Annotated in this window: 22 protein-coding genes and 2 tRNA genes; 16 read left to right on the forward strand and 8 right to left on the reverse strand. The window is 56.3% G+C overall.

What is annotated here, in order from left to right:
• Positions 1-30 precede the first annotated feature (30 nt).
• Together CI070_RS13830 and CI070_RS01605 are read right to left on the reverse strand one after the other, a co-directional pair.
• Positions 31-231: a hypothetical protein gene (locus tag CI070_RS13830; RefSeq protein ID WP_218824064.1), complete on the reverse strand. Its 201-nt coding sequence runs from the start codon at positions 229-231 to the stop codon at positions 31-33.
• A gap of 178 nt (positions 232-409) precedes the next feature.
• The gene (locus tag CI070_RS01605; protein WP_143245702.1) at positions 410-1,228 is read right to left on the reverse strand and encodes a hypothetical protein; all 819 of its coding nucleotides are present in this window, start codon (positions 1,226-1,228) and stop codon (positions 410-412) included.
• Positions 1,229-1,593: 365 nt separating this feature from the next.
• Between CI070_RS01605 and alr the strand changes: the two genes are divergently transcribed.
• From alr to meaB, 11 genes are all read left to right on the forward strand, one after another.
• Positions 1,594-2,700 carry an alanine racemase gene (gene alr, locus CI070_RS01610; RefSeq protein WP_094137188.1) on the forward strand — a complete coding sequence of 369 codons (1,107 nt, stop codon included), beginning with the start codon at positions 1,594-1,596 and terminating at the stop codon, positions 2,698-2,700.
• Positions 2,701-2,792: 92 nt separating this feature from the next.
• Positions 2,793-3,233: an RrF2 family transcriptional regulator gene (locus CI070_RS01615; protein WP_094137189.1), complete on the forward strand. Its 441-nt coding sequence runs from the start codon at positions 2,793-2,795 to the stop codon at positions 3,231-3,233.
• 134 nt (positions 3,234-3,367) lie between these two features.
• Complete coding sequence (locus CI070_RS01620) at positions 3,368-4,654, forward strand: O-acetylhomoserine aminocarboxypropyltransferase/cysteine synthase family protein (protein WP_094137137.1); 1,287 nt, start codon at positions 3,368-3,370, stop codon at positions 4,652-4,654.
• A gap of 36 nt (positions 4,655-4,690) precedes the next feature.
• Complete coding sequence (cysK, locus tag CI070_RS01625; RefSeq protein ID WP_094137138.1) at positions 4,691-5,620, forward strand: cysteine synthase A; 930 nt, start codon at positions 4,691-4,693, stop codon at positions 5,618-5,620.
• A 19-nt stretch (positions 5,621-5,639) separates the two neighbouring features.
• A complete protein-coding gene (gene thiE / locus CI070_RS01630; protein WP_094137139.1) occupies positions 5,640-6,254 on the forward strand; it encodes a thiamine phosphate synthase in 615 nt (204 codons plus the stop codon).
• 45 nt (positions 6,255-6,299) lie between these two features.
• Positions 6,300-7,115, forward strand: coding sequence for a hydroxyethylthiazole kinase (gene thiM, locus CI070_RS01635; RefSeq protein ID WP_094137140.1), 816 nt, complete (start codon positions 6,300-6,302; stop codon positions 7,113-7,115).
• A gap of 306 nt (positions 7,116-7,421) precedes the next feature.
• On the forward strand, positions 7,422-7,886 hold the full coding sequence (locus tag CI070_RS01640; RefSeq protein ID WP_094137141.1) for a Panacea domain-containing protein: 465 nt from the start codon (positions 7,422-7,424) through the stop codon (positions 7,884-7,886).
• Positions 7,887-8,020: 134 nt separating this feature from the next.
• A tRNA-Gln gene (locus CI070_RS01645) sits at positions 8,021-8,095 on the forward strand.
• Between the two features lie 168 nt (positions 8,096-8,263).
• Positions 8,264-9,745 (forward strand): beta-N-acetylhexosaminidase, encoded by a 1,482-nt coding sequence (locus CI070_RS01650; protein ID WP_094137142.1) that lies wholly within the window; start codon positions 8,264-8,266, stop codon positions 9,743-9,745.
• Positions 9,746-9,780: 35 nt separating this feature from the next.
• Positions 9,781-11,295: a beta-N-acetylhexosaminidase gene (locus CI070_RS01655; RefSeq protein ID WP_094137190.1), complete on the forward strand. Its 1,515-nt coding sequence runs from the start codon at positions 9,781-9,783 to the stop codon at positions 11,293-11,295.
• Between the two features lie 25 nt (positions 11,296-11,320).
• On the forward strand, positions 11,321-12,331 hold the full coding sequence (gene meaB, locus CI070_RS01660) for a methylmalonyl Co-A mutase-associated GTPase MeaB (RefSeq protein ID WP_233465488.1): 1,011 nt from the start codon (positions 11,321-11,323) through the stop codon (positions 12,329-12,331).
• On the opposite strand, the gene CI070_RS01665 is transcribed toward meaB, so the two are convergent.
• On the reverse strand, positions 12,306-12,782 hold the full coding sequence (locus CI070_RS01665; RefSeq protein ID WP_179218532.1) for an NUDIX domain-containing protein: 477 nt from the start codon (positions 12,780-12,782) through the stop codon (positions 12,306-12,308). The genes meaB and CI070_RS01665 overlap by 26 nt on opposite strands.
• A gap of 335 nt (positions 12,783-13,117) precedes the next feature.
• Here CI070_RS01665 and CI070_RS01670 point away from each other — a divergent pair, with 335 nt between their 5' ends.
• Positions 13,118-14,758, forward strand: coding sequence for an alkyl sulfatase C-terminal domain-containing protein (locus tag CI070_RS01670; protein ID WP_094137145.1), 1,641 nt, complete (start codon positions 13,118-13,120; stop codon positions 14,756-14,758).
• 208 nt (positions 14,759-14,966) lie between these two features.
• A complete protein-coding gene (locus CI070_RS01675; protein WP_143245703.1) occupies positions 14,967-15,488 on the forward strand; it encodes a hypothetical protein in 522 nt (173 codons plus the stop codon).
• A gap of 89 nt (positions 15,489-15,577) precedes the next feature.
• Here CI070_RS01675 and ruvC read toward each other — a convergent pair whose 3' ends face one another.
• From ruvC to CI070_RS01700, 5 genes are all read right to left on the reverse strand, one after another.
• Positions 15,578-16,081, reverse strand: coding sequence for a crossover junction endodeoxyribonuclease RuvC (gene ruvC, locus CI070_RS01680; protein ID WP_022197316.1), 504 nt, complete (start codon positions 16,079-16,081; stop codon positions 15,578-15,580).
• A gap of 47 nt (positions 16,082-16,128) precedes the next feature.
• Entirely contained in the window at positions 16,129-17,331 is a 1,203-nt protein-coding gene (locus CI070_RS01685; RefSeq protein WP_094137147.1) for a DEAD/DEAH box helicase, read from the reverse strand.
• 61 nt (positions 17,332-17,392) lie between these two features.
• The gene (locus CI070_RS01690) at positions 17,393-18,022 is read right to left on the reverse strand and encodes an MBL fold metallo-hydrolase (protein ID WP_179218534.1); all 630 of its coding nucleotides are present in this window, start codon (positions 18,020-18,022) and stop codon (positions 17,393-17,395) included.
• A gap of 91 nt (positions 18,023-18,113) precedes the next feature.
• Positions 18,114-19,115, reverse strand: a complete 1,002-nt coding sequence (gene pyrC, locus CI070_RS01695) for a dihydroorotase (RefSeq protein ID WP_094137191.1) — start codon at positions 19,113-19,115, stop codon at positions 18,114-18,116.
• Positions 19,116-19,393: 278 nt separating this feature from the next.
• Positions 19,394-19,471 (reverse strand) — tRNA-Asp (locus tag CI070_RS01700).
• A 235-nt stretch (positions 19,472-19,706) separates the two neighbouring features.
• Between CI070_RS01700 and CI070_RS01705 the strand changes: the two genes are divergently transcribed.
• From CI070_RS01705 to CI070_RS01715, 3 genes are read left to right on the forward strand one after another with little or no spacing between them, the layout of a single operon-like run.
• Positions 19,707-20,177: a MarR family winged helix-turn-helix transcriptional regulator gene (locus CI070_RS01705; protein ID WP_094137149.1), complete on the forward strand. Its 471-nt coding sequence runs from the start codon at positions 19,707-19,709 to the stop codon at positions 20,175-20,177.
• Positions 20,178-20,183: 6 nt separating this feature from the next.
• Positions 20,184-21,320, forward strand: coding sequence for an efflux RND transporter periplasmic adaptor subunit (locus tag CI070_RS01710; RefSeq protein ID WP_094137150.1), 1,137 nt, complete (start codon positions 20,184-20,186; stop codon positions 21,318-21,320).
• Positions 21,321-21,327: 7 nt separating this feature from the next.
• Positions 21,328-24,435, forward strand: coding sequence for an efflux RND transporter permease subunit (locus CI070_RS01715; protein ID WP_094137151.1), 3,108 nt, complete (start codon positions 21,328-21,330; stop codon positions 24,433-24,435).
• Positions 24,436-24,468 lie beyond the last annotated feature (33 nt).

Below are 24,468 nucleotides of genomic sequence, written 5' to 3' on the forward strand. Positions count from 1 at the left end.
GTTGTGATAGTGTGTATTTATCCATAATGATTACCAGTTAAGGGTTGTTGATGTAGAGGATTGCGACGCGCGGCGGCGCATGGCGGCGTAGTCGTCGCGGGTGGGGAGCGCCGGGGGTACGGGCTGCACCCTGGCGGAGTCCTGTTCCGCGGCGCGCTTGAGGGGGTCCAGGGCATAGGAACGGGCACGGCGGACTGCGGCGTCCTTGAGGCCGGGCTGGCAAGCCTGCACCTCGCCAAAAACCGCAACGGCCCCACCGGGGACATCCCGCTCCGCTTTGAGGCGGAACTCATGCGTTTCTCCACCCGCGAACCCGAAAAAAAATAGTGTCCCACATGGGACACTTGACCCTTTCTCTTTCCCCCCTCCTGACCCTTACGATTATTTATGGCTCCACCCTTACCGTCATTTATGGTTGGTCACAGTTATCAAAACGGGGGATTAACTGCCCGAACAAAAGACTTCCACGATAACGCCGAGCCAATTTTATCCCGTACTGAAGCAACACGCCGCGCTGTTCCGTTGTCAGGGGATGATGCTGCGCAATCAACTCCATGATCTCCGCAGTCAGCCCAGGAATCAGAGGCGCGGAAAGCTCCAATATGCGCCGTACCTCCTTTTCCACGGTTAAACGGGGAAAGGCGGTATTGAGATTTTTATAAGCCGGCGTTGAAACCTCCATCGGAGCATCCGCTTTGCCTTCTTCCAGTTTCAACTCCCGGCAAATGGTTTCCGCCATGGTCGCCGTCCCATGTTTATCCATCAAATCTTGAGCATGCTTCACTCTCTCGGTATCCTCACCGTTCCCGCCATCTTCTGAAAGGCTGTTAGACCATGAGGCATTATTGTCGTACCCTCTGTTATGAGCATACCAGCGGAGAACATGCCAAAGCTCAATCGGGGCGAGAGTTCGATGCCCTTTTAACGCTTCTGACGCCAAATAAAAGGGAGCGGGGTGCCCGGAAGTTTCTTTCATTTCCGGCGTGATGATTTGCGCCTGAACCAGCAATCTGCCGATACGATCGATGCGAACGCGCCGGGAGCGGATATTGCGTCTCAAACGTCTGTATTCACGCCTTTTAAATGCCTGACAATCATCTTTCGGAAACAGAACCGTACCGCAACCGCAAACCGAGGGATCCGCATCATCATGGGGTGCGGAAGCAATGACAGCCCATCCAATGGATGCATAACCAATATCAAACGAAAAAGTGAGAGAACGCGACATCACAAAAAAACTGCTTTAATTCATATTATATACCAATATTGCATTCCATCAAGTATTTTAAAAATTATTCCATTCAGAAAAAAAACAGTTGACAAAACATCTGAACATCACTTTAATTCCCAAAGGATTCAAGACAAAATTTGAAATGCAAACCGATTTTCCTGACTGCCAGCCAGTCACACCGGTAACAAAAGCATTTTTATCAAACTGCCATGTGTTTCAGCACATGGCAGTTTTTACACCTTCTGAAAGTTCGAAAGACTGACAAAAATCCGTCTGGAATTGCGCGGCCAAAGACGGACAATCCCCTGCGCCGGGAGCATCCGGCGCCCCTCTTTTTCCAACCTTTCCGCCATTTTCCAACCATGCCAGCAACCAGCCCTCCCCGCGCCTGGGCCGAAATCGACCTCGGGGCCATCCGCCATAACCTGAATGTCGTCAAGCAGGCGGCCAAAGGGGAATATTACATGCCCGTCGTGAAGGCAGGCGCCTACGGCCACGGGCTGGAACAGGTTTGCCGCACGCTGGATTCGGAAGGCATCGCTTTCTTCGGGGTGGCCAATGTGGGGGAAGCCCGGCGCATCAGCCAGGCGGGCTGCCGCACCCGCCCTTACATCCTGGGCCCCGCGTTCCCGGAGGAACGGGAGGAAATCGTGCTGAACGGCTGGCGCTCCTTCATTTCCACCATGGAGGAAGCAGAGCATTACAATTCCCTGGCGCGGCTGTACGGAAAGACGCTGCCCATCCACCTTTCCGTGGATACGGGAATGGGCCGCGGAGGATTCCTGCCGGACCAGCTTGAAGAACTGCTTTCCCGCCTGGGAGAACTGGACAGCCTGCATCTGGAAGGCCTGGGAGCACACCTGCCCTGCGCGGACGAGGACCGGGAAATCACGCTCAGGCAAATCGCCCTCTTTGAACGGATGGCCGCCCGCATCCGGGAGAAACTGCCCTTGAAGTATTGCCACCTGGCCAACAGCGCCGCCTCCCTGGATTATGAAATCCCCTCCAACAACATGTGCCGCCCCGGGCTGGTGCTGTACGGGTTTTCTCCCATTGACTCCTCATGGGCCTCTCAATTAAGGCCGGCCATGGCTCTTTTTTCCCGCCTGACGGTGGTGCGCACGCTGCCGGAAGGCCACGGCATTTCCTACGGGGGCACTTATGTGACGGACCATCCCACCAGGGTGGCGACCGTGGGCATAGGCTATGCGGACGGCTACCTGCGTTCCCTGGCCCATAAGGGCGCCCGCGTCATGGTGGACGGGGTTTCCTGCCCCCTTCTCGGGCGCGTGACGATGGATCAGATCATCGTGGACGTCAGCCGGGCGCCTCACGCGGAACCGGGCATGACCGCAGAGATCATGGGGCCGAATATTCCCGTGACGGAACTGGCTGAAAAGGCCGGCACCATTTCCTGGGAAATTTTTACCGGAATAGGCCCCCGGGTTCCCCGCCATTACAATTATTAGACTTTCAACCGGGGAAGAAGCCCGCCATTCCGCGTGGAACCTTCATTCCCTATTGACGGGCATCCAGAAATATCGTTTATTTAACCAATATGATGAAGGTTTCCACCAGAGGACGTTACGCATTGCGCCTGATGATTGATCTCGCCCACCACCGCAACGAAGGCTACGTTTCCCTGAAGGAGATTTCCGCCAGGCAGGACATTACCGTACGTTATCTGGAACAGATTATCGCCATCCTCCTGAAAGCGGGATTTGTCCAGAGCTTCCGGGGAAAGGCGGGAGGATACCGCCTTTCCAGACATCCGCGCGAATACACCACGGAAGAAATCCTGAAACTGACGGAAGGCTCCCTTCTGCCTATTTCCTGCACGGCTCCCCACGAAAATCCGTGCCCGCGGGCGGCAGGATGCGCCACGCTGCCTTTCTGGCGCGGGCTCCAGCAAGTCATTGAGAATTATTTGCGCCGCGTAACGCTGGAAGATCTGGCCGAACAGCAGAAGGAAATCGGCTGCGACTACGGAGCCGGCATTTAAGCAGCGGCCGCGGGCCTGAACATTTCTCCACCTTTTCCCATTCCGGCCCATGTCCCGTTTTTTTTACCCGGAGCTTGACATGGGCTTTTCTTTTCGTTATCTATTTCCTAGTTTTCCGATAGGAATATAAAAACATGAGCAAGAACCATCGATTTGAAACACGCCAGATCCACGTGGGTCAGGAAAGTCCGGACCCGACTACCGATGCGCGCGCCGTACCTATTTACGCCACCACTTCCTATGTCTTCAAAGACTCGGAACAGGCGGCGGCCCGTTTTGCCCTGGCGGAGCCGGGCAATATTTATAACCGCCTGATGAACCCAACCGCAGATGTTTTTGAACAACGCATCGCCTCCCTGGAAGGAGGGGCGGCCGCGCTGGCCGTATCCACCGGGGCCGCCGCAGTTACGTATGCCATCCAGAACATCGCCCGGGCCGGGGACCACATTGTTTCTTCCTCCACCGTATATGGCGGAACGTACAATCTTTTCGCCAATACACTGGCGGATGCCGGCATAGAAACCACTTTCGTGGACGCGAGAGACGTTCAGAATTTTTCCAGGGCCATCCGGAACAATACCAAGGCCCTGTACGTGGAAAGCCTGGGCAACCCGAATTGCGACATTGTGGATATGGAAGCGCTGGCGGAAGTGGCGCACGCCCACGGCATCCCGCTCATTGTGGACAGCACATTCGCCACGCCCTTCCTGTTCCGCCCTCTGGAACACGGAGCTGACATCGTGGTGCATTCCGCTACCAAATTCATCGGCGGCCACGGCACGGTGATGGGCGGCGTGATTGTGGACGGCGGCAAATTCGACTGGACGCAGAACGACAAGTTCCCAGGCATCAGCAAGCCCAACCCCAATTACCACGGAGCCGTGTTCGCGGAGGTATGCGGCAATCTGGCCTATATCGTCAAAATCCGGGCCACCCTGCTGCGGGACACGGGAGCCACCATCAGCCCGTTCAATTCCTTCCTGCTTCTCCAGGGGCTGGAAACACTTTCCCTGCGGGTGGAACGCCATGTGCAGAACGCTCTGCGCGTAGCGGGCTATCTGGCCGCCCATCCCCAGGTGGAAAAAGTGAACCATCCCTCCCTGCCGGACCATCCGAACCACGACCTTTACAAGAGATACTACCCGAACGGGGGCGGCTCCATTTTCACCTTTGAAATCAAGGGTGGCGCGGAAAAAGCTCGCAAGTTCTGCGAAAGCCTGGAACTATTCTCCCTGCTCGCGAACGTGGCGGACGTCAAGTCCCTGGTGATTCACCCTGCCTCCACCACCCACTCCCAGATGACGGAGGAAGAACTGAAGGCGGGGGGCATTACGCCATCCACCGTGCGGCTCTCCATCGGGACGGAACATATCGACGATATTCTGGAAGATCTGGAACAGGGCTTCCGCGCCATTCTCTAACGATTTGACGGCAGCAACGCTCTTTCCCTACAAGCCATGAAAATTTACAAAAACATTACGGAACTGATCGGCGGCACCCCGTTGCTGGAACTGACCAATTACGAACGCAGGAACGGCCTGAACGCCACCATCCTGGCCAAGCTGGAATACCTGAACCCCGCCGGCAGCGTGAAAGACCGCATTGCCCAGGCCATGATTGACGCGGCGGAAGCCGCCGGAGAGCTGAAGGCGGATTCCGTCATCATTGAGCCCACCAGCGGAAACACGGGCATCGGCCTGGCGGCGGTGGCCGCTTCACGCGGGTACCGGATTATACTGACCATGCCGGAGACGATGAGCGTGGAACGCCGCAACCTCCTGAAAGCCTACGGCGCGGAACTGGTGCTGACGGACGGCGCGCTGGGCATGAAAGGAGCCATGGCCAAGGCGGAGGAACTGGCCGCGGGACTGCCCAACAGCTTTATCCCCGGCCAGTTCGCCAACCCGGCCAACCCGGAAGCTCATTTCCGCACCACAGGACCGGAAATCTGGAATGATACAGAAGGCAAAGCGGATATTTTTGTGGCGGGCGTGGGTACCGGAGGAACGATCACAGGCGTGGGCAAGTACCTTAAATCCCGTAATCCGGACATCCGGGTCGTGGCTGTGGAGCCGTTCTCCTCCCCCGTGCTGACCCAGGGCATGGCCGGCCCCCACAAGATTCAGGGCATTGGCGCGGGATTCGTTCCGGAAACGCTGGACACCTCCGTGTACGATGAAGTCATCACCGTCACCAATGAAGACGCTTTCGCCACAGGGAAAGAGCTGGCGCGCACGGACGGCGTGCTGGCGGGCATTTCCTCCGGCGCCGCTCTATGGGCCGCCACACAGGTGGCGCGGCGGCCGGAGAATGAAGGCAAGACCATCGTCGTCCTGCTGCCGGACACGGGGGACCGCTATCTTTCCACCCCTCTGTTTACGGACTGATTCTTTCCATTCCTTTGTCATGAAAAAATTCAACCTCCATCTCTACCTGGTTACGGATGAACCGTCCAAATGCCGCTACAGCCTTCTGGAAACCGTCCGGAAAGCGGCGGACGGGGGAATTACCATCGTGCAGTACCGCTCCACCAACCCGGATGCGGGAACCTGTTACCGGGAAGCCCTGCCCATACGGGATTTCCTGGCCTCCCGCGGTATCCCCTTCATTGTCAATAACCGCATTGACCTGGCCCTGGCGCTGGAAGCAGACGGCGTCCACATCGGCCAGAGGGATCTTCCGGTTCCATCCGTCAGAGCCATGATCGGCCCGGATAAAATCCTGGGACTGTCCGTCTCCAATGAGAACCAGCTCCGCGCCGTGGATGCCGCCCTGGTGGACTACCTGGGCATGGGCCCCGTCTTTCCCACCATTTCCAAGCTGAACGCCCCGCCCGTGCTGGGCGTGGAAGGCTTCTCCGCTCTGGCTTCACAGTCACCGCTGCCCGTTGTCGCCATCGGCGGTCTGGACGCGGAACGGGCCCGGCAGGTGCGCGCCACTGGAACAGCCTCCGGAATTGCTGTTGTCTCCGCCATTTGCGGAGCGGAGAACCCGGAAGCCGCCGCACGGGCTCTGGCCTGACGGGCGGACCGCGGAAAATGCCGGACACCATCATTTTTTAACGCCATGCTTTCATCAACAAACCTTGTTCAAGCCGTTGCCGCCGATCTGGAAAAAATCCGGGAAACGGCCCCGCTGGTTCTTTCTCTGACCAATTCCGTCGTCCAGCCTCTGACGGCTAATCTTCTGCTGGCCATAGGCGCTGTGCCCGCCATGCTCAACGATGCGGAAGAAGCGGCGGACATGCTCCGCAACGGAACAGGCGCCCTGCTGGTCAACCTGGGCACCGTGACGCGCGAACAGGGGGCCGCCATGCAAACGGCGGTGCGGGAAGCCAACCGGCTGAATATCCCCTGGGTGATGGATCCTGTGGCCGTAGGGGCGCTCTCCCTGCGCACGCGGCTGGCGGGGCAATTAAAGGAACAGTCTCCCCGCATCATCCGCGGAAACGCTTCTGAAATCATGGCCCTGGCCGGCTATTCCTCCGTCATGAAAGGGCCGGAAAGCACCAGTTCCAGCGCAGACGCCCTGCATGCGGCCAGGGAACTGGCCCTGCACACGGGGGCGGCCGTGCTTGTTACGGGGCGTACGGACTATTCCACGGACGGCTGCCAGGTAATCGCCACGGAAAACGGACACGCCATGATGTCCCGCGTCACGGGCGTGGGCTGTTCCATGGGGGCATTATCCGCCGCCTGCGCCGCCGTTTCCCCCACTCCCCTGCAGGCGGCCGTTTCCACAGCCGTACTTATGGGCATTGCCGGAGAAATGGCCTTTGAACAGAGCCCCGCCCCCGGTTCCTTTGCCGTATCATTGCTGGACAGCCTTTATTCCCTTTCTCCGGAAGACATTGTCCGTAGAGCGCGCTTTCTTTCCCTTTAACCGTCTCCCTCCCCCCTGGAAGGTTACGCCGCATTCATACGGCCTGATTCTGCCGGCTCCGGAGGAGGCAGGCGCCTCAGCTGAGGCTATCCGGGAGAAAGAAAGCTCCGGGGCCCGCCCCGCTGGAAAACCTGCGCCATGCTTTCAGGCGTTACGCCCACGGAGCAGGAAACAGCATCCCGGGGACCTGCCCGGATCCCGCCACAGCCGTTTGCCTATCCCGACCGCCGAGCGCTGGGACTGCAAGCGGATTTAGTGTTGAGAAATACCTGCGGCTCCCTATAATAAAAAGCAATCCATTTCAGCATGGCAAACTCCACTACCACGCAAAAACTCTGCAACTGGTTCATTCAGCAGTCGAACGCCAGGGGGCACGTCCTGACGCCCGTCAAACTGAACCATCTGGTCATTCTGGCGGACTGGTGGCATCTGCACCGGACAGGCGGTTTTCTGATCAATGAACGGGTGGAAGCATGGCCTTCCGGTCCGGTACTCCCTTCCATTTATCATGAATACAAGGATCAGCCGCCCTACTCTTCCATAGAACATCCCAGCCGCCGCCAGCCCCCTTTGGAGGAGGAAACGGACATCATTCCCTTTCTGGAACATATCTGGAACGTCTATGGCAAATATACGGCCCAGCAGCTCGGACGCATCAACACCGCCCCTTCCTCCCCATGGCGGCAGGCCCAGGGCAGGCACGAACAGGCGCACCGCCAACAAATCACAGAGGAACATGTGCAGGCGTACTTTCAAAGCCTGGCCGGATAATTCCGGAAAAAACAGCCTGCCGCTTCCCTGCACAGCCTTTTTCCAATCAAAACATATCTTTGAGTAAAAAAAAACTTGCAAAAAACGGCCGGTTCCGCTTTAATGCGCCCGCGCTTTCAAAGCGTCCGTTACATAGCCCTATAGTGTAATCGGTAACACAGCGGATTCTGGTTCCGTATTTTGGGGTTCGAGTCCTCATAGGGCTACCACTTCTAATAAAAGAGCCGTCTCTTCGGAGACGGCTCTTTTATTTTCTTTTTATTTCCCAGTTCCGCCTCCTTCCCCCCAAACCCGGACAACAAGGAGACGGTAAAAAATCTGGAAGCAAAAGATGATTCTTTGACAGAACCTGTTTCCTCCCCGTTTATATTGGAAATATGGCACGTCTTTTATTCCTTCTCGGCGGCATTCTGCTCTCCTTCTCCCCTCCGGCAGAAGCGGCAGCCCAATACAGCATTATCCCTGAGCCGTCCAGAACGGAACTCAAGCAAGAAACAGCAACAACTTTACAGCTTCTTTCCGACCGGGAAGCTCCGTCCCTGAGAACGGACGCCTACCGGCTCACGGTCACCCCGCAGGGAGCGCACCTCGCTTCCGGAGGAAAGGAGGGCAGAATTTACGGGCTGGCAACCCTCCGCCAGCTCCGGGACCAGTTGGCGGAGCAGCCGGAGGGCATCCCCTGCGGCGTCATTACGGACGAGCCGCGCTACCCCTGGCGCGGCCTCATGGTGGACCCCGCGCGGCATTTCATCCCCGTCAAGGACCTGGAAAAATTCGTGGACCTCATGGCCTACTACAAATTCAACAAGCTGCACCTGCATCTGACGGACAACCAGGGCTGGAGGCTGCCCGTGCCCGGTTACCCCAAATTGAAAAGCGTCGCCTCCAGGCGGGCGGAAAGCTTCGGAGACGGAATCCCCCACGAGGGGATGTACACCAAACAGGAATTGAAAGGCCTGGTGGAGTACTGCGCCAAGCGGGGGATTGAAGTCATCCCTGAAATAGACATGCCGGGCCACAACCAGGCGCTCCATGCCGCCTACCCGGAATTTTTCTGCTTCCCCAAACCGGACATAAACGTGCGGACGACAGCGGGAAACAGCAGGGAACTGGTCTGCCCCCAAAAGCCGGAAGTCTGGGAATTTTATGCCGCCGTTTTCAAGGAACTCAAAGATATTTTCCCGTCCGGCACGGTTCATCTGGGCGGGGATGAGGCCCCTACGGAACTCTGGGGAAAATGCCCTCTGTGCCGGGAAGCCCGGACTAAAGCAGGCATGAAAGACGAACAGGAACAAATGAGAGCCTTTTTTGCGAAAACGACAGCCCTGCTTGCCAAAAACGGACAAAAACCGCAATTCTGGTATGAGGGGAATGCCGGCATTTACCATCCGGGGGAAACGGTTTACGCCTGGCGGCAAAACCAGGCATGCCAGTCTATAGAGAAGGCCAGAAAGGCGAAATTGGACCTGATTATGGCATCCAACGAATACTGTTACCTGGATTTTCCCCAGATTCAGGGGCAGCACAACTGGGGATGGATGAAAACCACCACCCTGCAAAAATGTTATGAACTGGATCCCGCTTTTGGAAAACCGGAGAACGAGGCAGGCCATATCCGGGGCGTTCATGCCCCCATATGGGCGGAACGCCTGCCGGACCTGGACCACTTGCTTTACCGCGCCTATCCGCGCGCCTGCGCCATTGCGGAAGCCGGCTGGTCCCTGATGAACGCGCGTTCCTGGGAAAACTTCCGGCGCAAGCTGGCCGACCACCGTCAATTCATCCTCAAACGCTTCAATTATGATATGGAGCGCACCAGGGAGAATGAACCCGCCTTCCCGTGGAAAAACAAAAAGTAATTCCCGCCGTTTTTCCTTATCACGCCTCCTTCACCATGATAGAGTCTTTTCCGAAACAACTTACCGTGATGTTCAAACTGCCCTCCATCCTGGCCTGCGCCATTTTTTCCGCACACACGGCATGTGCCGCCGCAGCGGAAAAATACAGCGTTATCCCGGAGCCGGGAAAAACGGAGCTGCAACAAAACAGTACCAGAACCCTGAAACTTCTTTCCGACCGGGAAACCCCGTCCCTGGGAACGGACGCCTACCGGCTCTCGGTCACTCCTCAGGGGGCGCACATCGCTTACGGAGGAAGGGAGGGCAGAATTTACGGGCTGGCAACCCTCCGCCAGCTTCGGGACCAGTTGGCGGAGCAGCCGGAGGGCATCCCCTGCGGCGTCATTACGGACGAGCCGCGCTACCCCTGGCGCGGCCTCATGGTGGACCCCGCGCGGCATTTCATCCCCGTCAAGGACCTGGAAAAATTCGTGGACCTTATGGCCTACTACAAATTCAACAAGCTCCAGATCCACTTGACGGACGACCAGGGGTGGCGTCTTCCGGTGCCCGGCTACCCCAAACTCAAAAGCATCTCTTCCAAACGGAAAGAAAGCATGCGCAACGGAACTCCTCATGAGGGGATGTACACCAAACAGGAACTGAAGGATCTGGTGGAGTACTGCGCGGCGCGCGGCATTGAGGTCATCCCTGAAATAGACGTGCCGGGCCACAATCAGGCCCTGGCGGCAGCCTATCCCGAATTCTTCTGCTTCCCGAACCCGGATACGAAAGTAAAGACCGATGAAGGCGTCACTCTCTACCTCATCTGCCCGCACAAGCCGGAAGTATGGGAATTTTATGCCGCTGTTTTCAAGGAACTCAAAGACATCTTCCCGTCCGGCATCGTCCATCTGGGCGGGGATGAAGCCCCCCTGGAAAAAACCTGGGCCCAATGTCCCCTCAGCATCCGGTACCGGGAGCAAAAAGGCATGAAGGACGTCCATGAGGAATTGAAGGAATTCATCAAAAAAATGTCCTCCATGCTGGCTGTTCACGGCAAGCGCATCCAGCTATGGTATGAAAAACCGTGGGCCAAAGCCAACATTTACAGCAAAGGAGACGCCGTCTTCACCTGGCGCATGGGCCAGACTCCGTCCACCATCACAGAAACAAAAAAACAGGGACTCTCCCTGATCATTGCTGCCGGAGAACACTGCTACCTGGACTATCCGCAAATTCCAGGGCAAAACAACCGGGGATGGATGCCCACCACCACGCTGGAACAAAGCTATAAGCTGGATCCCGCCTACGGCAAACCGGAAAAGGAAGCGAACCATATCATCGGCGTTCAGGGCACCGTGTGGGGAGAGCATCTCCCTGCCCTGAATCACATTCTCTACCGCGCCTATCCGCGCGCCTGCGCCATTGCGGAAGCCGGCTGGTCCCCGATGAACGCGCGTTCCTGGGAGAACTTCCGGCGCAAGCTGGCCGACCACCGTCAATTCATCCTCAAACGCTTCAATTATGATATGGAGCGCACCAAAGAAAACGAACCGCCTTTCAAATAATCCGCATTCTTTTTCCATGAGCAACATGAAATTTGCACGTCCGCACCGCCCCTCCGTAGAAGAACTGGCCCAGGGAGTACTGGCCGGAAACCGCGCCCTGCTGGGAAGGGCCATTACACTGATAGAAAGCAATGCCGTCCGGGATCAGGAATCTTCCCGCGCCCTCATCTCCAGGCTCCTGCCCCATTCGGGCAACGCCGTCCGCATCGGCATCACGGGCGTTCCGGGCGCCGGAAAATCCTCCTTCATTGAAGCCTTCGGCACCTACCTTTGCAAAAAAGGCTTCAAGGTGGCCGTGCTGGCTATTGACCCGTCTTCTTCAGTCTCCCGCGGTTCCATTATGGGAGACAAAACACGCATGGAGGAACTTTCCGGAGAGGAAAACGCCTTCATCCGCCCTTCCCCTTCCGGAGGCTCTTTGGGCGGCGTAGCCCGGAAAACGCGTGAAACCATGATTGCATGCGAAGCCGCGGGCTTTGACATTATTCTCATTGAAACCGTGGGGGTCGGCCAGTCGGAAACTACGGTGCGCTCCATGGTGGACATATTCATGCTCCTGCTCATCACCGGAGCCGGAGACGATCTCCAGGGAATCAAGCGGGGCATTATGGAACTCGCGGATATCCTGGTAGTTACCAAGGATGACGGCGACAACCGCCAACGCGCCGCAGCCCACTGCCAGGAACTGAAAATGGTGCTTCACTACCTGCAAAGCCCCACTCCCGGCTGGACGCCCTCCGTCCTCACCTGTTCCTCCCTGGAGGGACGCGGTCTGGACACCATTGAAGAAACGCTCTTCCGCTTCCGGGACAGCATGAAGGAATCCGGATTCTGGTACAACCGCCGCCGGAGCCAGTCCCTCTCATGGGTACAGGCCCTGGTGCACGAAGCTCTGCTCACCGCCTTTGAACAGCACCCCGCCGTAGCGTCCCGCATGCCCATTCTGGAAAACATGGTGGCGGGGGACAAGATGGACCCCGTTTCCGCCGCACACGACCTGCTGAGCCACTTCACTTATCCAGCGCCCGGACATTAAAGAAATCTTCAAGCACCCTGGCGTAAACTTCCTTTTTAAACTCCGGCAGCCACTCCAGCTTAAATTCGGCCGGGGTTATCCATTGATAGGCGCAAAACTCCCGATTGTCCAGGTCGGGGGCCGGAGCGTCCGCATGCAGCCGGCACAGGAAATATTCCTGCTCCTGCCCCACAAAAGGCTGCCGCCGCTTTTCACGGACATACTCCAGCACCTCCGGCGGATAATCGTAACGATACCCTTTCCGGGATTCCACAATATCATACTGGGTCGGTAAAAACCCCACTTCCTCTCTAATCTCGCGCCGCACGGCATCCAAAGCCGTTTCCCCCGGGTCAATTCCGCCCTGGGGAAACTGCCAGGCCCCTTTCTGCCCGGAACGCTCGCAAATCAATAATTTCCCGTCCTGCCGGACCATCATCCCCGCAACATTCGGACGATACAATCTTTCCATGCCTTGTTCATTAACATAACCTTTTCCGCATTTCCAGCCATGTTCTTCCATAAGCCTGTTGAAAACGGGCAAAAAATCCTTTTACAGATTTTTTCCCCCTCCTTCCAGGCGGCCCGGACATCATCCACCTTCCATCAGAAAAATAAAGACGGAAAATGTTCCGTTTGCAGCGGGAATGCCGTCCAATCAGCTAAAAATTTTAGTAATCAGATATTAACATCCTCCCTTTTTTCGAACATTGTTCTTTATTGGCAAGTCTATTGTTTTCACATAGTAAACTCCGGGAAGCAGGCCTCCCTTTTATTTTTCGCGCATTCCATTAATAAAGCTCCGATATGATCATAAAAATAAACTGTTTGGCCACCGCGCTTCTGGCAATGTCCGTATGGGGAGGCGGAGTGTACGGAGCAAACAAAAATGACCTTCACAGCATGCAAGATGCGGAACAAGGCCCCAAAGACAAACCGGATGCGCGGAGCATTTCCCGTTCCAATGCCAGAAGAGCGCTGTTTGAAGTCACGAAAGGAATTTACCAGATTCACGGGAACGGTTTTCCGAACATAACTATTATGGAGGGACAGGAAGGCATCATGATCATTACCCCTTTCGTCCCGGAAGAAATCATGACCGAAAGTCTTGACCTTTACTACCGGAAAGCGGGAAAACGGATTGTCAAAGCCATCGTCCATACACACCCCCATATCGACCATTTTGCCCATGCCAGAAGAGTGACATCCGGGCAGCACATCAATTCCAAAGGAACGCAGATACCGATACAGGGAAACTCTCCGCAAAAAGCCATCCCGGAAAAGGCTCATGCGGGCAATACCATGAAAAAAGATTCTGCCCGCATGGAGGCCGCTCCTTTTGATAAAACGGTAAAAAGCGCCCTGCATTCCGGCAGGGGCGCCGCTGATTCCGGTAAAATCATCACAGCGTTCCCGCCTGCCGGAACTACCGCCAAGACAGGTGGAACAGTAAGGATAGACGGCATAGAAGTGGAATTCATGACGGTTCCCGGAATGGGAACCTCTCCTGCCGCACTAATGTATTTTCCCCAATTCAAGGCGCTTTTTTATGGAGAAGACACGGCAAGGGCCATGCATGATATCTGCACTCTGGGAGTATCCAACATAAGGGACGCAAAAAACCGGTGGAAAGCTCTTGATCAAGCCATTCAGCGTTATGAAGACAAAATAGAAATTTTATTCGCGCAACATCATCGGCCCAGAATGGGAAAAGAAAATATTAAACGGTTCCTGGCCAGGGAATGCCGCAGCTGCAAATACATGCATGACCGGATATTGAATCTGGTCAGCAAAGGGTATTCTCCCGCAGAGATTGCGGAAAAAATCAATCCGATGCCGGAAGACGGCAGAATCAAGATTAGCTCTCCGGAAATCACCGGGCAAAAGGACTATCGTCAAGACGCCGGGGCATCAAGGCACGTTATGTTTGCCAATCTAAAAAGCGGCAACATAATGAATCTTGCAGGAAATATATTGAAACAATTCGGTTATCAAACGGAGTCCTTATTCCGAAACAATGAACTTCTCGTCAATGCCGGGGAACCGGGAAGCGGTCTGCTTAAAAATTCCCGCGAACTCGTCTTGACGGACACGTTATCTGCCCTGACTCCTGAACTGCTGTTCGACTACCTGGGCGTCAGCCTGAATAGCGAAAAGACCAAAGGGAAAAAGCTGGCTTTCAACTGGATTGCCCAAAATGGAAAACCATACGGTTTCTGGATTGAAAACGAAGTACTGATGTACCGCGAAGGAAAACCGGTCAAACACCCCGACGCAGTCATTACCGGAGACAAACTCCACTTTTCCCTGGTTGCCACGCGCGCAATGCCCTTAAAGACGGCGCTGGACAAAGGCATGATCAAAATTGAAGGCAATACGGATAAATTCAGGGAACTGCTCGGATGCATGGATAAGTTCCATGGGAACTTCCATATCATAGTTCCCTGAGCTCATTACCTCTTGAAGAGTACCGGCATTATTTTTTTCAACATCATTAACCGTATCAGCAAATATTGTTCAAACGGCCATGCCTTCCGGCGCAGGAAAGCAATTGAAACAAGGAATGGCTATTTCTCAAGGGCTAAACATATTCTCTCCCCGCAACATCCAACGATTTTTCTTCCCATAGGGTAAGGGCTAATATTAAATGGAAATCATGAAACGTTTTTTCCTTCCTGTTTTAGCGCTACTTGTTTGTGCAGCCGCACCTCTTTCCGCCCAGGCCAGGAAAGGAGCCGCCACCCCTTCCACGGACGACTACAACCAGAGCCAGTTCTGGATAGGCAATTTTCCGGAGGGGCAGTATGTGGTGCATCTCAGCCGGATTGTAGCGGTGGCGCAGCATAAGTATATTCTGGACAATGCCTGCATGGTGTATGAAGTGACGCTGATTACTCTGGGGAATACGCCCACCAAGTTTTATTATCTGGAAACGCTGGGGCAACATTCCGGCATCAACGCCATCAAAAATGTGACTGACCGGGCGAAGGAACTAGGAGCCGGCGCCGTCAACCGGGCGACGGGAGGAAGCATTGACCCGGATACAACCGTCGCAAAGATTTACCCGAATACGAATACCGTGGAATTCCGTGTAGCGACCCTGGAACAGCTCAATAAAATGTATGCCTCTCTGCTCAAGGCGTGGCAGGACGGGAAAGGGAGGACGTTCAAACCCTGAAGGCCTGAATCAGTGATTAAAGCGTAACTAAGCATGGTCTGATTCCAATCCGCGGCAAGTACGGATTTTTTAATCATCTTTCCTCACTGCTAAATATATTTCCTCTCCATCATGTGGGCCTTCAGAGGATCCGCAGAATAGAGGTGGGTAAGGCCGATCGCCAGAGCGTCGGCGGCATCGGATTCCGGCGTTTCCCGGAGTTCCAAAAGAGCCCGCACCATAAAGGCGACTTGCGTTTTTTGAGCGGCTCCGCGCCCCACGACGGAGAGTTTCACGCTTTTGGGGGAGTACTCCATGATACGCAGCCCGGCTTCCGCCGCGGCAATGACCACGGCCGCCTTGGCCGCTCCCATCGTGATGGCCGTCTGATGAGACTGGACATAGATGATGCGCTCCACCGCCATTTCGTCCGGGTTCCATTTGTCAATGAGGTTGCCCAAATGCTGCTTGATGGCAAGCAGACAGCCGGACTGGGACACGCTCCGGGGAATGGAGAGCGTTCCATAGTCCAGCGCGCGCGCCCGTCGGTAGTCGCCCTCCACCACGGCATAACCCGTGTTGCGGATGGCCGGGTCTATGGCAAGAATGCGCATGGGATGATCTTCATTCCATCAGAGAGAAACATCATGTTTCCCCCTCCTTAGCGCCTGCGGCGCTTGGGGCCCGCGGGTTTGGGCTTGCGGACGGATTTGACGGGCTTGTCTTCCAACAGGGCGGTGTACGTGTAATTGAACCCGTCCAGTTTTTTGCGCTCAATGGGTTTCCCGATGAAATTTTCCACAGCCGTGGCAAAGTCCAGTTCATCCGCCGTCATGATCGTGAACGCATCCCCTGAAGCTTCCGCGCGGCCGGTACGGCCGATGCGGTGCACATAGTCTTCCGCATTTTCCGGAACGCGGTAGTTGATGACGTGGGTCACGCCGCTGATGTCAATGCCGCGCGCCGCCACATCCGTAGCCACCAGAATATCGTATTTTCCGCTTTTGAATCCCTTAAGCGCCTCCATGCGCTCTTTCTGGGGAATGTCGGAGTGCATGACGGCCACTTCCCCGCGGTAACCATGATGCTTGAGCATGCCGCATACCGCGTCCGCCTCCTTGCGGGTGCGGGTAAAGATCATGACGGAACGGAAATCCGTTCCCTTGAGCAGGGCCAGCAGCAGCTCATCCCGCTGATCCAGAGCCACCGGATAAAAGGCGTGGCTGATGGTGGCGGCCACTTCACGCCGGGCGATGGTGACTTCCGCGGGGTCCGTCAGGCACCATTTGGCAAATCCCGCGATGACCGGAGGCATGGTAGCGGAGAAGAAGAGGGTTTGCCTTCCTTCCCACGGGCAGAGGTTGACGATTTTACGGACAATGGGCAGGAACCCCATGTCCAGCATTCGGTCCACTTCATCCAGAACCAGGGCCTTGACTTCGCCGAAGCGCATGGTGCAGCGGTAGAAGTGGTCCACCAGACGGCCGGGAGTGGCCACAACGATGTCCGCTCCTTTTTTCAGGTCTTCCGTCTGCTTTCCGTATCCCACTCCGCCGTACAGCAACGCTACTTTCAATCCGGTGAATTCACCGTATTCGGCAAAAGCTTCCGCCACCTGGTCGGCCAGTTCACGGGTGGGTTCCAGCACCAGTATCTGAGGTTTGCCGATGGGTTGAAGCTTCGTCAGCAGAGGGAGGGCAAAAGCGGCGGTTTTCCCCGTTCCCGTCTGGGAGGCCCCAATGAGGTCCCTGCCTTCCAGAATGATGGGAATGGCCTGCTCCTGAATGGGGGTGGGATGTTCATAACCGCATTTCTCCACCGCCTTCAAGACGGGTTCCGATAAACCTAATTCTGAAAATAACATTGATCTTGTATGCTTGCTAAAGAGTAGAACACGATTCCGCACAGAGGCGCAGGAACCGCGGTCAGGAGATGAACGGATTGGTCAGCAGTTCGTTCTTTACGGTGGTATAAGGCCCGTGTCCCGGGAAAATCATAGTCGTGGCGGGCTGGTTGAGCACTTTCTTTTCAATGCCCTGTTTCAGCAGGCGCAGGTTTCCTCCCGGAAGGTCCGTCCGCCCGATGGAGCCGGCAAAAATGACGTCACCAGTGAACATGATTCCTTCATCCGGCAAATCGTAAACAATGCTGTCCGGAGAATGGCCGGGCACCTGGTGGAGATGCCACAACAGGCCGCCCCAGTTCGCCGTGTGAATGTCCGGAGTGAGTACTTCATCCACCACAAACGGCTGGACGTTGAGGGGAAGCCCCCAGGCGTCGCGGGCCATTTTTTCCAGCGTCAGGCTTTCATTGTAGGGCTGCCCGGCATGAATGCGGCAGTCGAAAATCTGGCGCATGCGGCAGGCGTCCTCCACATGGTCAAAATGCTGGTGGGTAATGAGAAGGTCCGTGATGATGATATCGGGCTTTTTGGAATAGATCCAGTCCGCGAAGCCGGACGGAGCATCCACAGCCACGTAAGTGTTATCCCTCGTTTTGAAGAGGTAACCATTACAGGAAGCCACTCCACCCGTATAAACGCGAATCCGATCCATGGACAGGGATTGTAGTGAGATCGCCCGGAATATCCAGTATAAAGACGATTCCCTTAAATCGCTTTCTGTCATCTTCCCCTGGAAAAGCCCCTCACATCAGTCTCCAGGGAATGGTGCGTCCGGCATCCATCGGCACCACTTTCTGTCCATGACCTTCGTAAGCGTCCGGCACCGGCATTTCACGCCGCTGCAAACGGACTGTCCTGGCAGGCGGGTTCAGACCGTACAGAGCGCAGGCATGGCCGGAAACAAAGCCCTGCAGCCGGTCCAGGGCTCCGTGTTCGTCAAACAGAGCCGCCAGACGCGGAAGGGCGATGGGAGCCGTGAATACGCCGGCGGCGCATCCGCACGCTTCCTTGGCATGGATGGGATGAGGGGCGGAGTCACTGCCGAACATGAGGCGGGGATGCCCGGCAAGGGCAGCCTGCAGCAGGGCTTCCCGGTCTTCCGGCCTTTTGGCGATCGGCTTGCAGAACAGATGCGGCCTCAGCATGCCTCCGGCCACATCGTCCAAAGTAATCAGAAGGTGCTGGAGGGTTACCGTGGCGGCCAGGTTTTCAAATTCATCCAGCAACCGCACGGCGGCGGCCGTGGTAATGTGTTCCATGCAGATAATCAGCCGGGGGAAGCGCGTGGCCAAATCACGGTAAACATTCAGGAATTCGGCCTCCCGGTCCATCACGAAGCCGTGGCTTTCTCCATGCACCAGCAGGGGAATATCCATTTCCTGCATGATGGACAGGGTGGCTTCCGCATCCTTCATGGCTTTCACGCCGCCTTCGCTGTTCGTCGTAGCCCCTGCCGGGTACAGCTTGATGCCGAACACCAGTTCCTTGAGCCGGGACAATTCCTTCTCGGAATAGGAACGGAAAAATGCCGTCATGTACGGATGGAACACATCGCCTCCGCAAGCGTCCAGCACCCGCTTCCGGTAAGCCTGCACCGCATCCGCATCAGCCACCGGAGGCACCAGGTTGGGCATGATGACCGCTCCGGCAAAGGAGGCGGAACTTAACGGGGCGACCAGTTTCAGCATATCGCCGTCCCTCAGGTGAAGATGCATGTCCAGCGGGGAGTGCAGTTCCAGAATCATGCCGATATCATGAGGGAAGATTGCGCCTAAATCAAGCACGCTCCCCCGCCCCGCAGAAAAGCAATTCTCCAACGGGGGAGAAAAACGGGCATTTCCCCGCAAACCGGAAGGGACGCGGTATGCTTCGCGCTGTTGAAATGAAGTCAAATTCCGCTCCATGCCTCAGAATCCGGGGGCCATCCCGGACGATTTTCCTGAAACGGCAAGCGGAATACGGGAACAGCAACAATCCAGGCACAAAAAAGCCGCCCGGAGGCGGCTGTTTCTTCTGAACAAGGTGGCGAAGCGGACGGGGCTCGAACCCGCGACCTCCAGCGTGACAGGCTGGCGCTCTAACCGAACTGAGCTACCGCTCCATAACCTTGGATGCCGTCCCTGCCTGATGGCGGGGACGTGGAGGCTTATACACGCCTTCATACCCCGGTGACAAGAAAAAAAGACTTTTTTTGCAACTTCTGCAACCGCCGGCGGTTTGTACGGTGAAGAAACCGTAACTTTTCAATTTCCTGATTTATTTCAATACAACAACAAATTCTCAACCTTATTTGTTTTAGTTTGACAACAATTAACCGGTTTTGACATAACACCCCCATGCTTCAGACTGCCGCGGATATCACTGCCTCCGTTCACCAATTTGAGACGATTCTTTATCAATTCAAAAGAGATAACCTGAATGAGGTGGACCAGAACCATTACCAGAAAATCATGGGGCTTTCCGTCCGGCAGATGAACGCCCTGGGCGCCCTGAACCGCCTGATGACCAACCGCCAGGAAGGCATTCCCCTGAAAACGCTTGCCCATTATCTCCGCATGAGCATTCCCTCCACCTCCCTGCTGGTGGACAGCATGGTGAAGAAAGGACTGTTCGACCGCAAGGAGAATCCCCGCGACAGGCGTTCCCTGTGCATCCGCCTTTCCGAGGAAGGCGAATCCAGGTTCCAGATGCTTTTCAACGGCATGAAGGAAAAACTGGACACCCTGTTCAGCATTCTGTCGCAAGAGGACAAGGAAAATTTCTGCCGCATTGTGGATACCCTCTACAACCACGTTTACAATAAATAATACCACATGAAAAAACACACGCATCATCGGAAGGCGCCCCTCCGCCTGCTGGCCGGCTCCGGCCTGCTTTTTTCTCTGTTTGTTCCGGGTTATTCCCAGGGAGCGCCGGGAAGGGCTACGGCCAAGCCCAGCACCGTACTCGTCCAGAAAGCCGCCGCTATTGACAGCGCGGTGAACAAAAAGTACATCGGCCAGGTGGAAGCCATTGACCGGGTGGCTGTGCAGCCCCGCGTCTCCGGCAACATCGTAGCCACCCGCTTCCAGGAAGGAAAGGTCGTGAAGAAGGGGGATCTCCTGTTTGAGATTGAGGACACGCGTTACAGGGCGGCTGTGGAGGAAGCGGTAGCCAAAAAGGCCCAGCTTGAAGCCAAACTGCTTTACGCCAAGAATAGTTTTGAACGCTACAACAGGCTGCTGGCCTCCAAATCCGTCTCCATGGACACGGTGGAAAACGCCAAGAGCACCATGCATGCCCTAGAAGCGGAAATCCAGTCCGCAAACGCCGCCATTACGGTAGCGAAGGATAATCTTAATTACACCAGGCTCACGGCCCCCATCACGGGCCGCACGGGCCGCGTCACTTTTTCCACGGGCAATTACATCACCCCCACCTCCGGTTCCCTGGTGACCATTACGGGCATTGATGAGGTATATGTGAAGTTCCCCATCAGCGAACGCGACTTCCTTTCCCTGTTCGGCACCCAGGAACAGATGAAGAAAGACGCCCTGGTGTCCGTCAACCTCGCCAACGGCAAGGCATACGACCAGCCGGGCAGAATTTTCATGACGGACAATACCGTCCAGACGACCACGGACACCCTGAATGTCTGGGCCAAATTCCCCAATCCGGAAGATGAGCTGACGCCCGGCGGCGCAGTCACGGTTAATCTTTCCAAGAAAAACGTGGACCGCTTCCCGGCGGCCAACATCTCCTCCGTGATGCATGATGCGTACAAGAGCTACGTTTACATCGTCAACGACCAGGGCGTCGTGGAACGCCGGGACGTTACGCTGGGCAACACGGTCAATAACGAACAGTGTTTCAGTTCCGGCGTCAAGGAAGGGGAAGTCGTCATCATCGACGGCATGCACAAGGTGCGTCCCGGCGCCAAAGTGAATCCGGTCTATTCCGTCCAAAACTGAGCTACCCATGATTGCGGACCTGTTTATCAAACGCCCCAAATTCGCCATCGTCATCGCCATCCTGATGATGCTGGCGGGCGGCATCTGCCTGAACCAGCTCCCCATTGCGGAGTATCCGGAAATCGCCCCCACCAGCATCAATGTGCAGGCCACCTATACGGGCGCCAGCGCCCAGGTGGTGATGGAGACGCTGGCCTCCCCCATTGAGGAAGAACTCAACGGGCTGGAAAACCTGCTCTATTTCTCCTCCAAGTCGGATAACACCGGCGGCTATTCCCTGTCCCTGACGTTCAAGAGCGGCACGGATTCGGACATCAACATGGTGAACGTTCAGAACGCCTTGAAACGGGTGGAATACAAACTTCCCAGGGAGGTGACGGACCAGGGCATCAAGATCAAGAAACGCTCCTCCGACATCCTGGGCTTCTTCGCCTTCCGGTCCACCAGCATGAGTTCCCTGGAGCTGAACAACTTCGTCAAGACCAGGGTGAAGGATGAGGTCGCCCGCGTACCGGGCATCTCCGCCGTCAACCTGATGCCGGAAAAAAATTACAGCATGCGCATCTGGCTGGACGCCCTGCGTATGTCCGCCCTGAATATCACGCCGGAGGACGTTTCCAACGCCATCAAGGCGCAGAACGTCCAGGCCGCGGCCGGCTCCATCGGCTCGGAAGGGGAAAACAACTTCATCCAATACAAGGTGAACGTCACCGGACGGCTGCAAACCGTGGAGGAATTCAGCAAGATCATCGTCCGCACGGGCCAGGACGGCCACGTTACCCGGCTGGATGACATTGCCCGCATTGAGCTGGGCGCGGAAACCTACACGGGCAGCAGCCGCAACAACGGGGAAGACTCCGTGAACATGGCCGTGTACCGCCTGGACGACGCCAACGCCCTGGAAGCCATGAACGGCGTGAAAAACACGCTGGAGGAACTGGCAAAACGTTTTCCGGAAGGCGTGAGCTACGTCGTGAGCTACGACCCCACGCAATACATTTCCGCCACCATGGCGGAAATCGTGGAAACGCTTGTCATCGCCCTGATTCTGGTGGTGGGCATCACGTACCTGTTCCTGCAGAACTGGCGCGCCACGCTCATTCCGGCGCTCGCCATTCCCGTCTCCCTGATAGGCACCTTCGCCATCCTGCTGCCCCTGGGCTTTTCCATCAATGTGCTGACCATGTTCGGCCTTATTCTGGTAATCGGCTCCCTGGTGGACGACGGCATCATCGTGGTAGAAAATACGATGCGCATTCTGGAGACGGAGAATCTCTCTCCGGAAGAAGCCACCAGGAAGAGCATGCACCAGATTACAGGCGCCATCATCGCCACCACGCTGGTAACGGTAGCCATTTACGTGCCCATCGCCTTCTTCGGAGGCATGGTGGGGAACATTTATATGCAATTCTCCGTAACCATGTGCGTGGCCCTCTGCCTTTCCGCCGTCAATTCCCTGACGCTCAGCCCCGCCCTGTGCGTGTTGCTGCTGAAAAGGAAGCAAAGGAAACAGAGCAGGTTCAGCCTCTTCCGCCCCTTCAACGTCTCTCTGGAATGGGCGCGCAAAAGCTATATCAAATGCGCCGGCATCATGGTGCGCCGCGCGTGGCTGACGCTGATTCTTCTGGCCGCCGTCCTGGCCGGCAACTGGAAACTGTTTGAGACCGTTCCCAAGTCCTTCCTTCCCCCGGAAGACAAGGGCACCGTTTTCTGCGATATCCAGCTGGCCCCGGGCGCCACGCTGGGCCGGACGGAACAGGCCATGCGCAGTGCGGAACAGAAGCTGATGAGCATCCCAGGCGTGCGCCAGGTCTCCTCAACCTCCGGATTCAGCTTCATGGGCGGCAACGGGGAAAACCTGGGCATGTGCATCGCCCAGCTTGACCCCTGGGACAAGCGCAAGACGCCGGAGCTCTCCCTGGACTCCATCATGCAGAAAGCTTCCACCCTGTGTGATGAAATTCCGGCGGCCAAGGCCACCGTGTTCAGCCCGCCCGCCATCATGGGGCTGGGCCTGACGGGCGGCGTCTCCTTCATGCTCCAGGCCAGCGGGGAGGAAACGCCCAAGGACCTGGAACGCGTGACGAACGACCTTCTGGACAAAATCAACAAACTGCCGGGAACCATGTATGCCCGCAGCGCGTATGAGGCGAACACCCCCCAGCTTTTCCTGAACATCGACCGTGAAAAGGCGCAGAGCATGCACGTGCCCGTCAGCCGCATCTTCACGACGCTTCAAAGCAAGCTGGCCTCCATGTACATCAATGATTTCAACCTGATCGGCTACACGTTCAAGGTGAAGATGCAGTCTGCGGCAGAAAACCGCACCACCATCAATGACATCATGAACACCTACATTCAGAACGATCAGGGCCAGATGGTTCCGCTCAGCTCCGTAGCCACCCTGTCCTACATGGTAGGGCCGCGGCAGATATCCCGCTTCAACCAGCTCATGTCCGCGGAAGTGACCGCCCAGGCAAAACCCGGCGTCAGCAGCGGCGAGCTGATGAACCAGATTGAGGCTATTCCGCTGCCGGAAAACTACTCCATCACCTGGACGGACATGAGCTATCAGGAACGGCAGAACGACGGAAAAATCGTCCTGCTGATGGGGATGGCCCTGCTCTTCGGTTACCTGTTCCTGGTGGCGCAATATGAAAGCTGGACGGTCCCCATTTCCGTCATTGTTTCCGTCTCCGTGGCCCTGCTGGGCGCTTTGCTCGGCCTGATTATCTGCAACACGCCTCTGAGCATTTACGCTCAGCTCGGTCTGGTGATGCTGGTAGGCCTGGCCGGGAAAAACGCCATTCTGATGGTGGAATTCTCCAAGATGGAGCGGGAGCGCGGCGTTCCTATCCAGGAAGCCGCCCTGGAAGGGGCCCGGCAGCGCTTCCGCGCCGTGATGATGACGGCCATATCCTTCATCATCGGGGTATTCCCCATGGTCATCGCCTCCGGAGCGGGCGCGGCAAGCCGCAAAGCCATTGGCATCTCTACCTTCTACGGCATGATCCTCGCTACTTTGGTGGGCATCCTGTTCATTCCGGCCCTGTACGCCATGTTCCAGCGTTACCGCGAATGGGTGAAAGGTCTGTTTGCCGGAAAGGCGGAATAGATGTAAAGAAAAACTGCTCCATGCCAGACGGGG

Origin of the sequence: Akkermansia muciniphila (assembly GCF_900184965.1) — a bacterium.
GTDB lineage: Bacteria > Verrucomicrobiota > Verrucomicrobiia > Verrucomicrobiales > Akkermansiaceae > Akkermansia > Akkermansia muciniphila_A.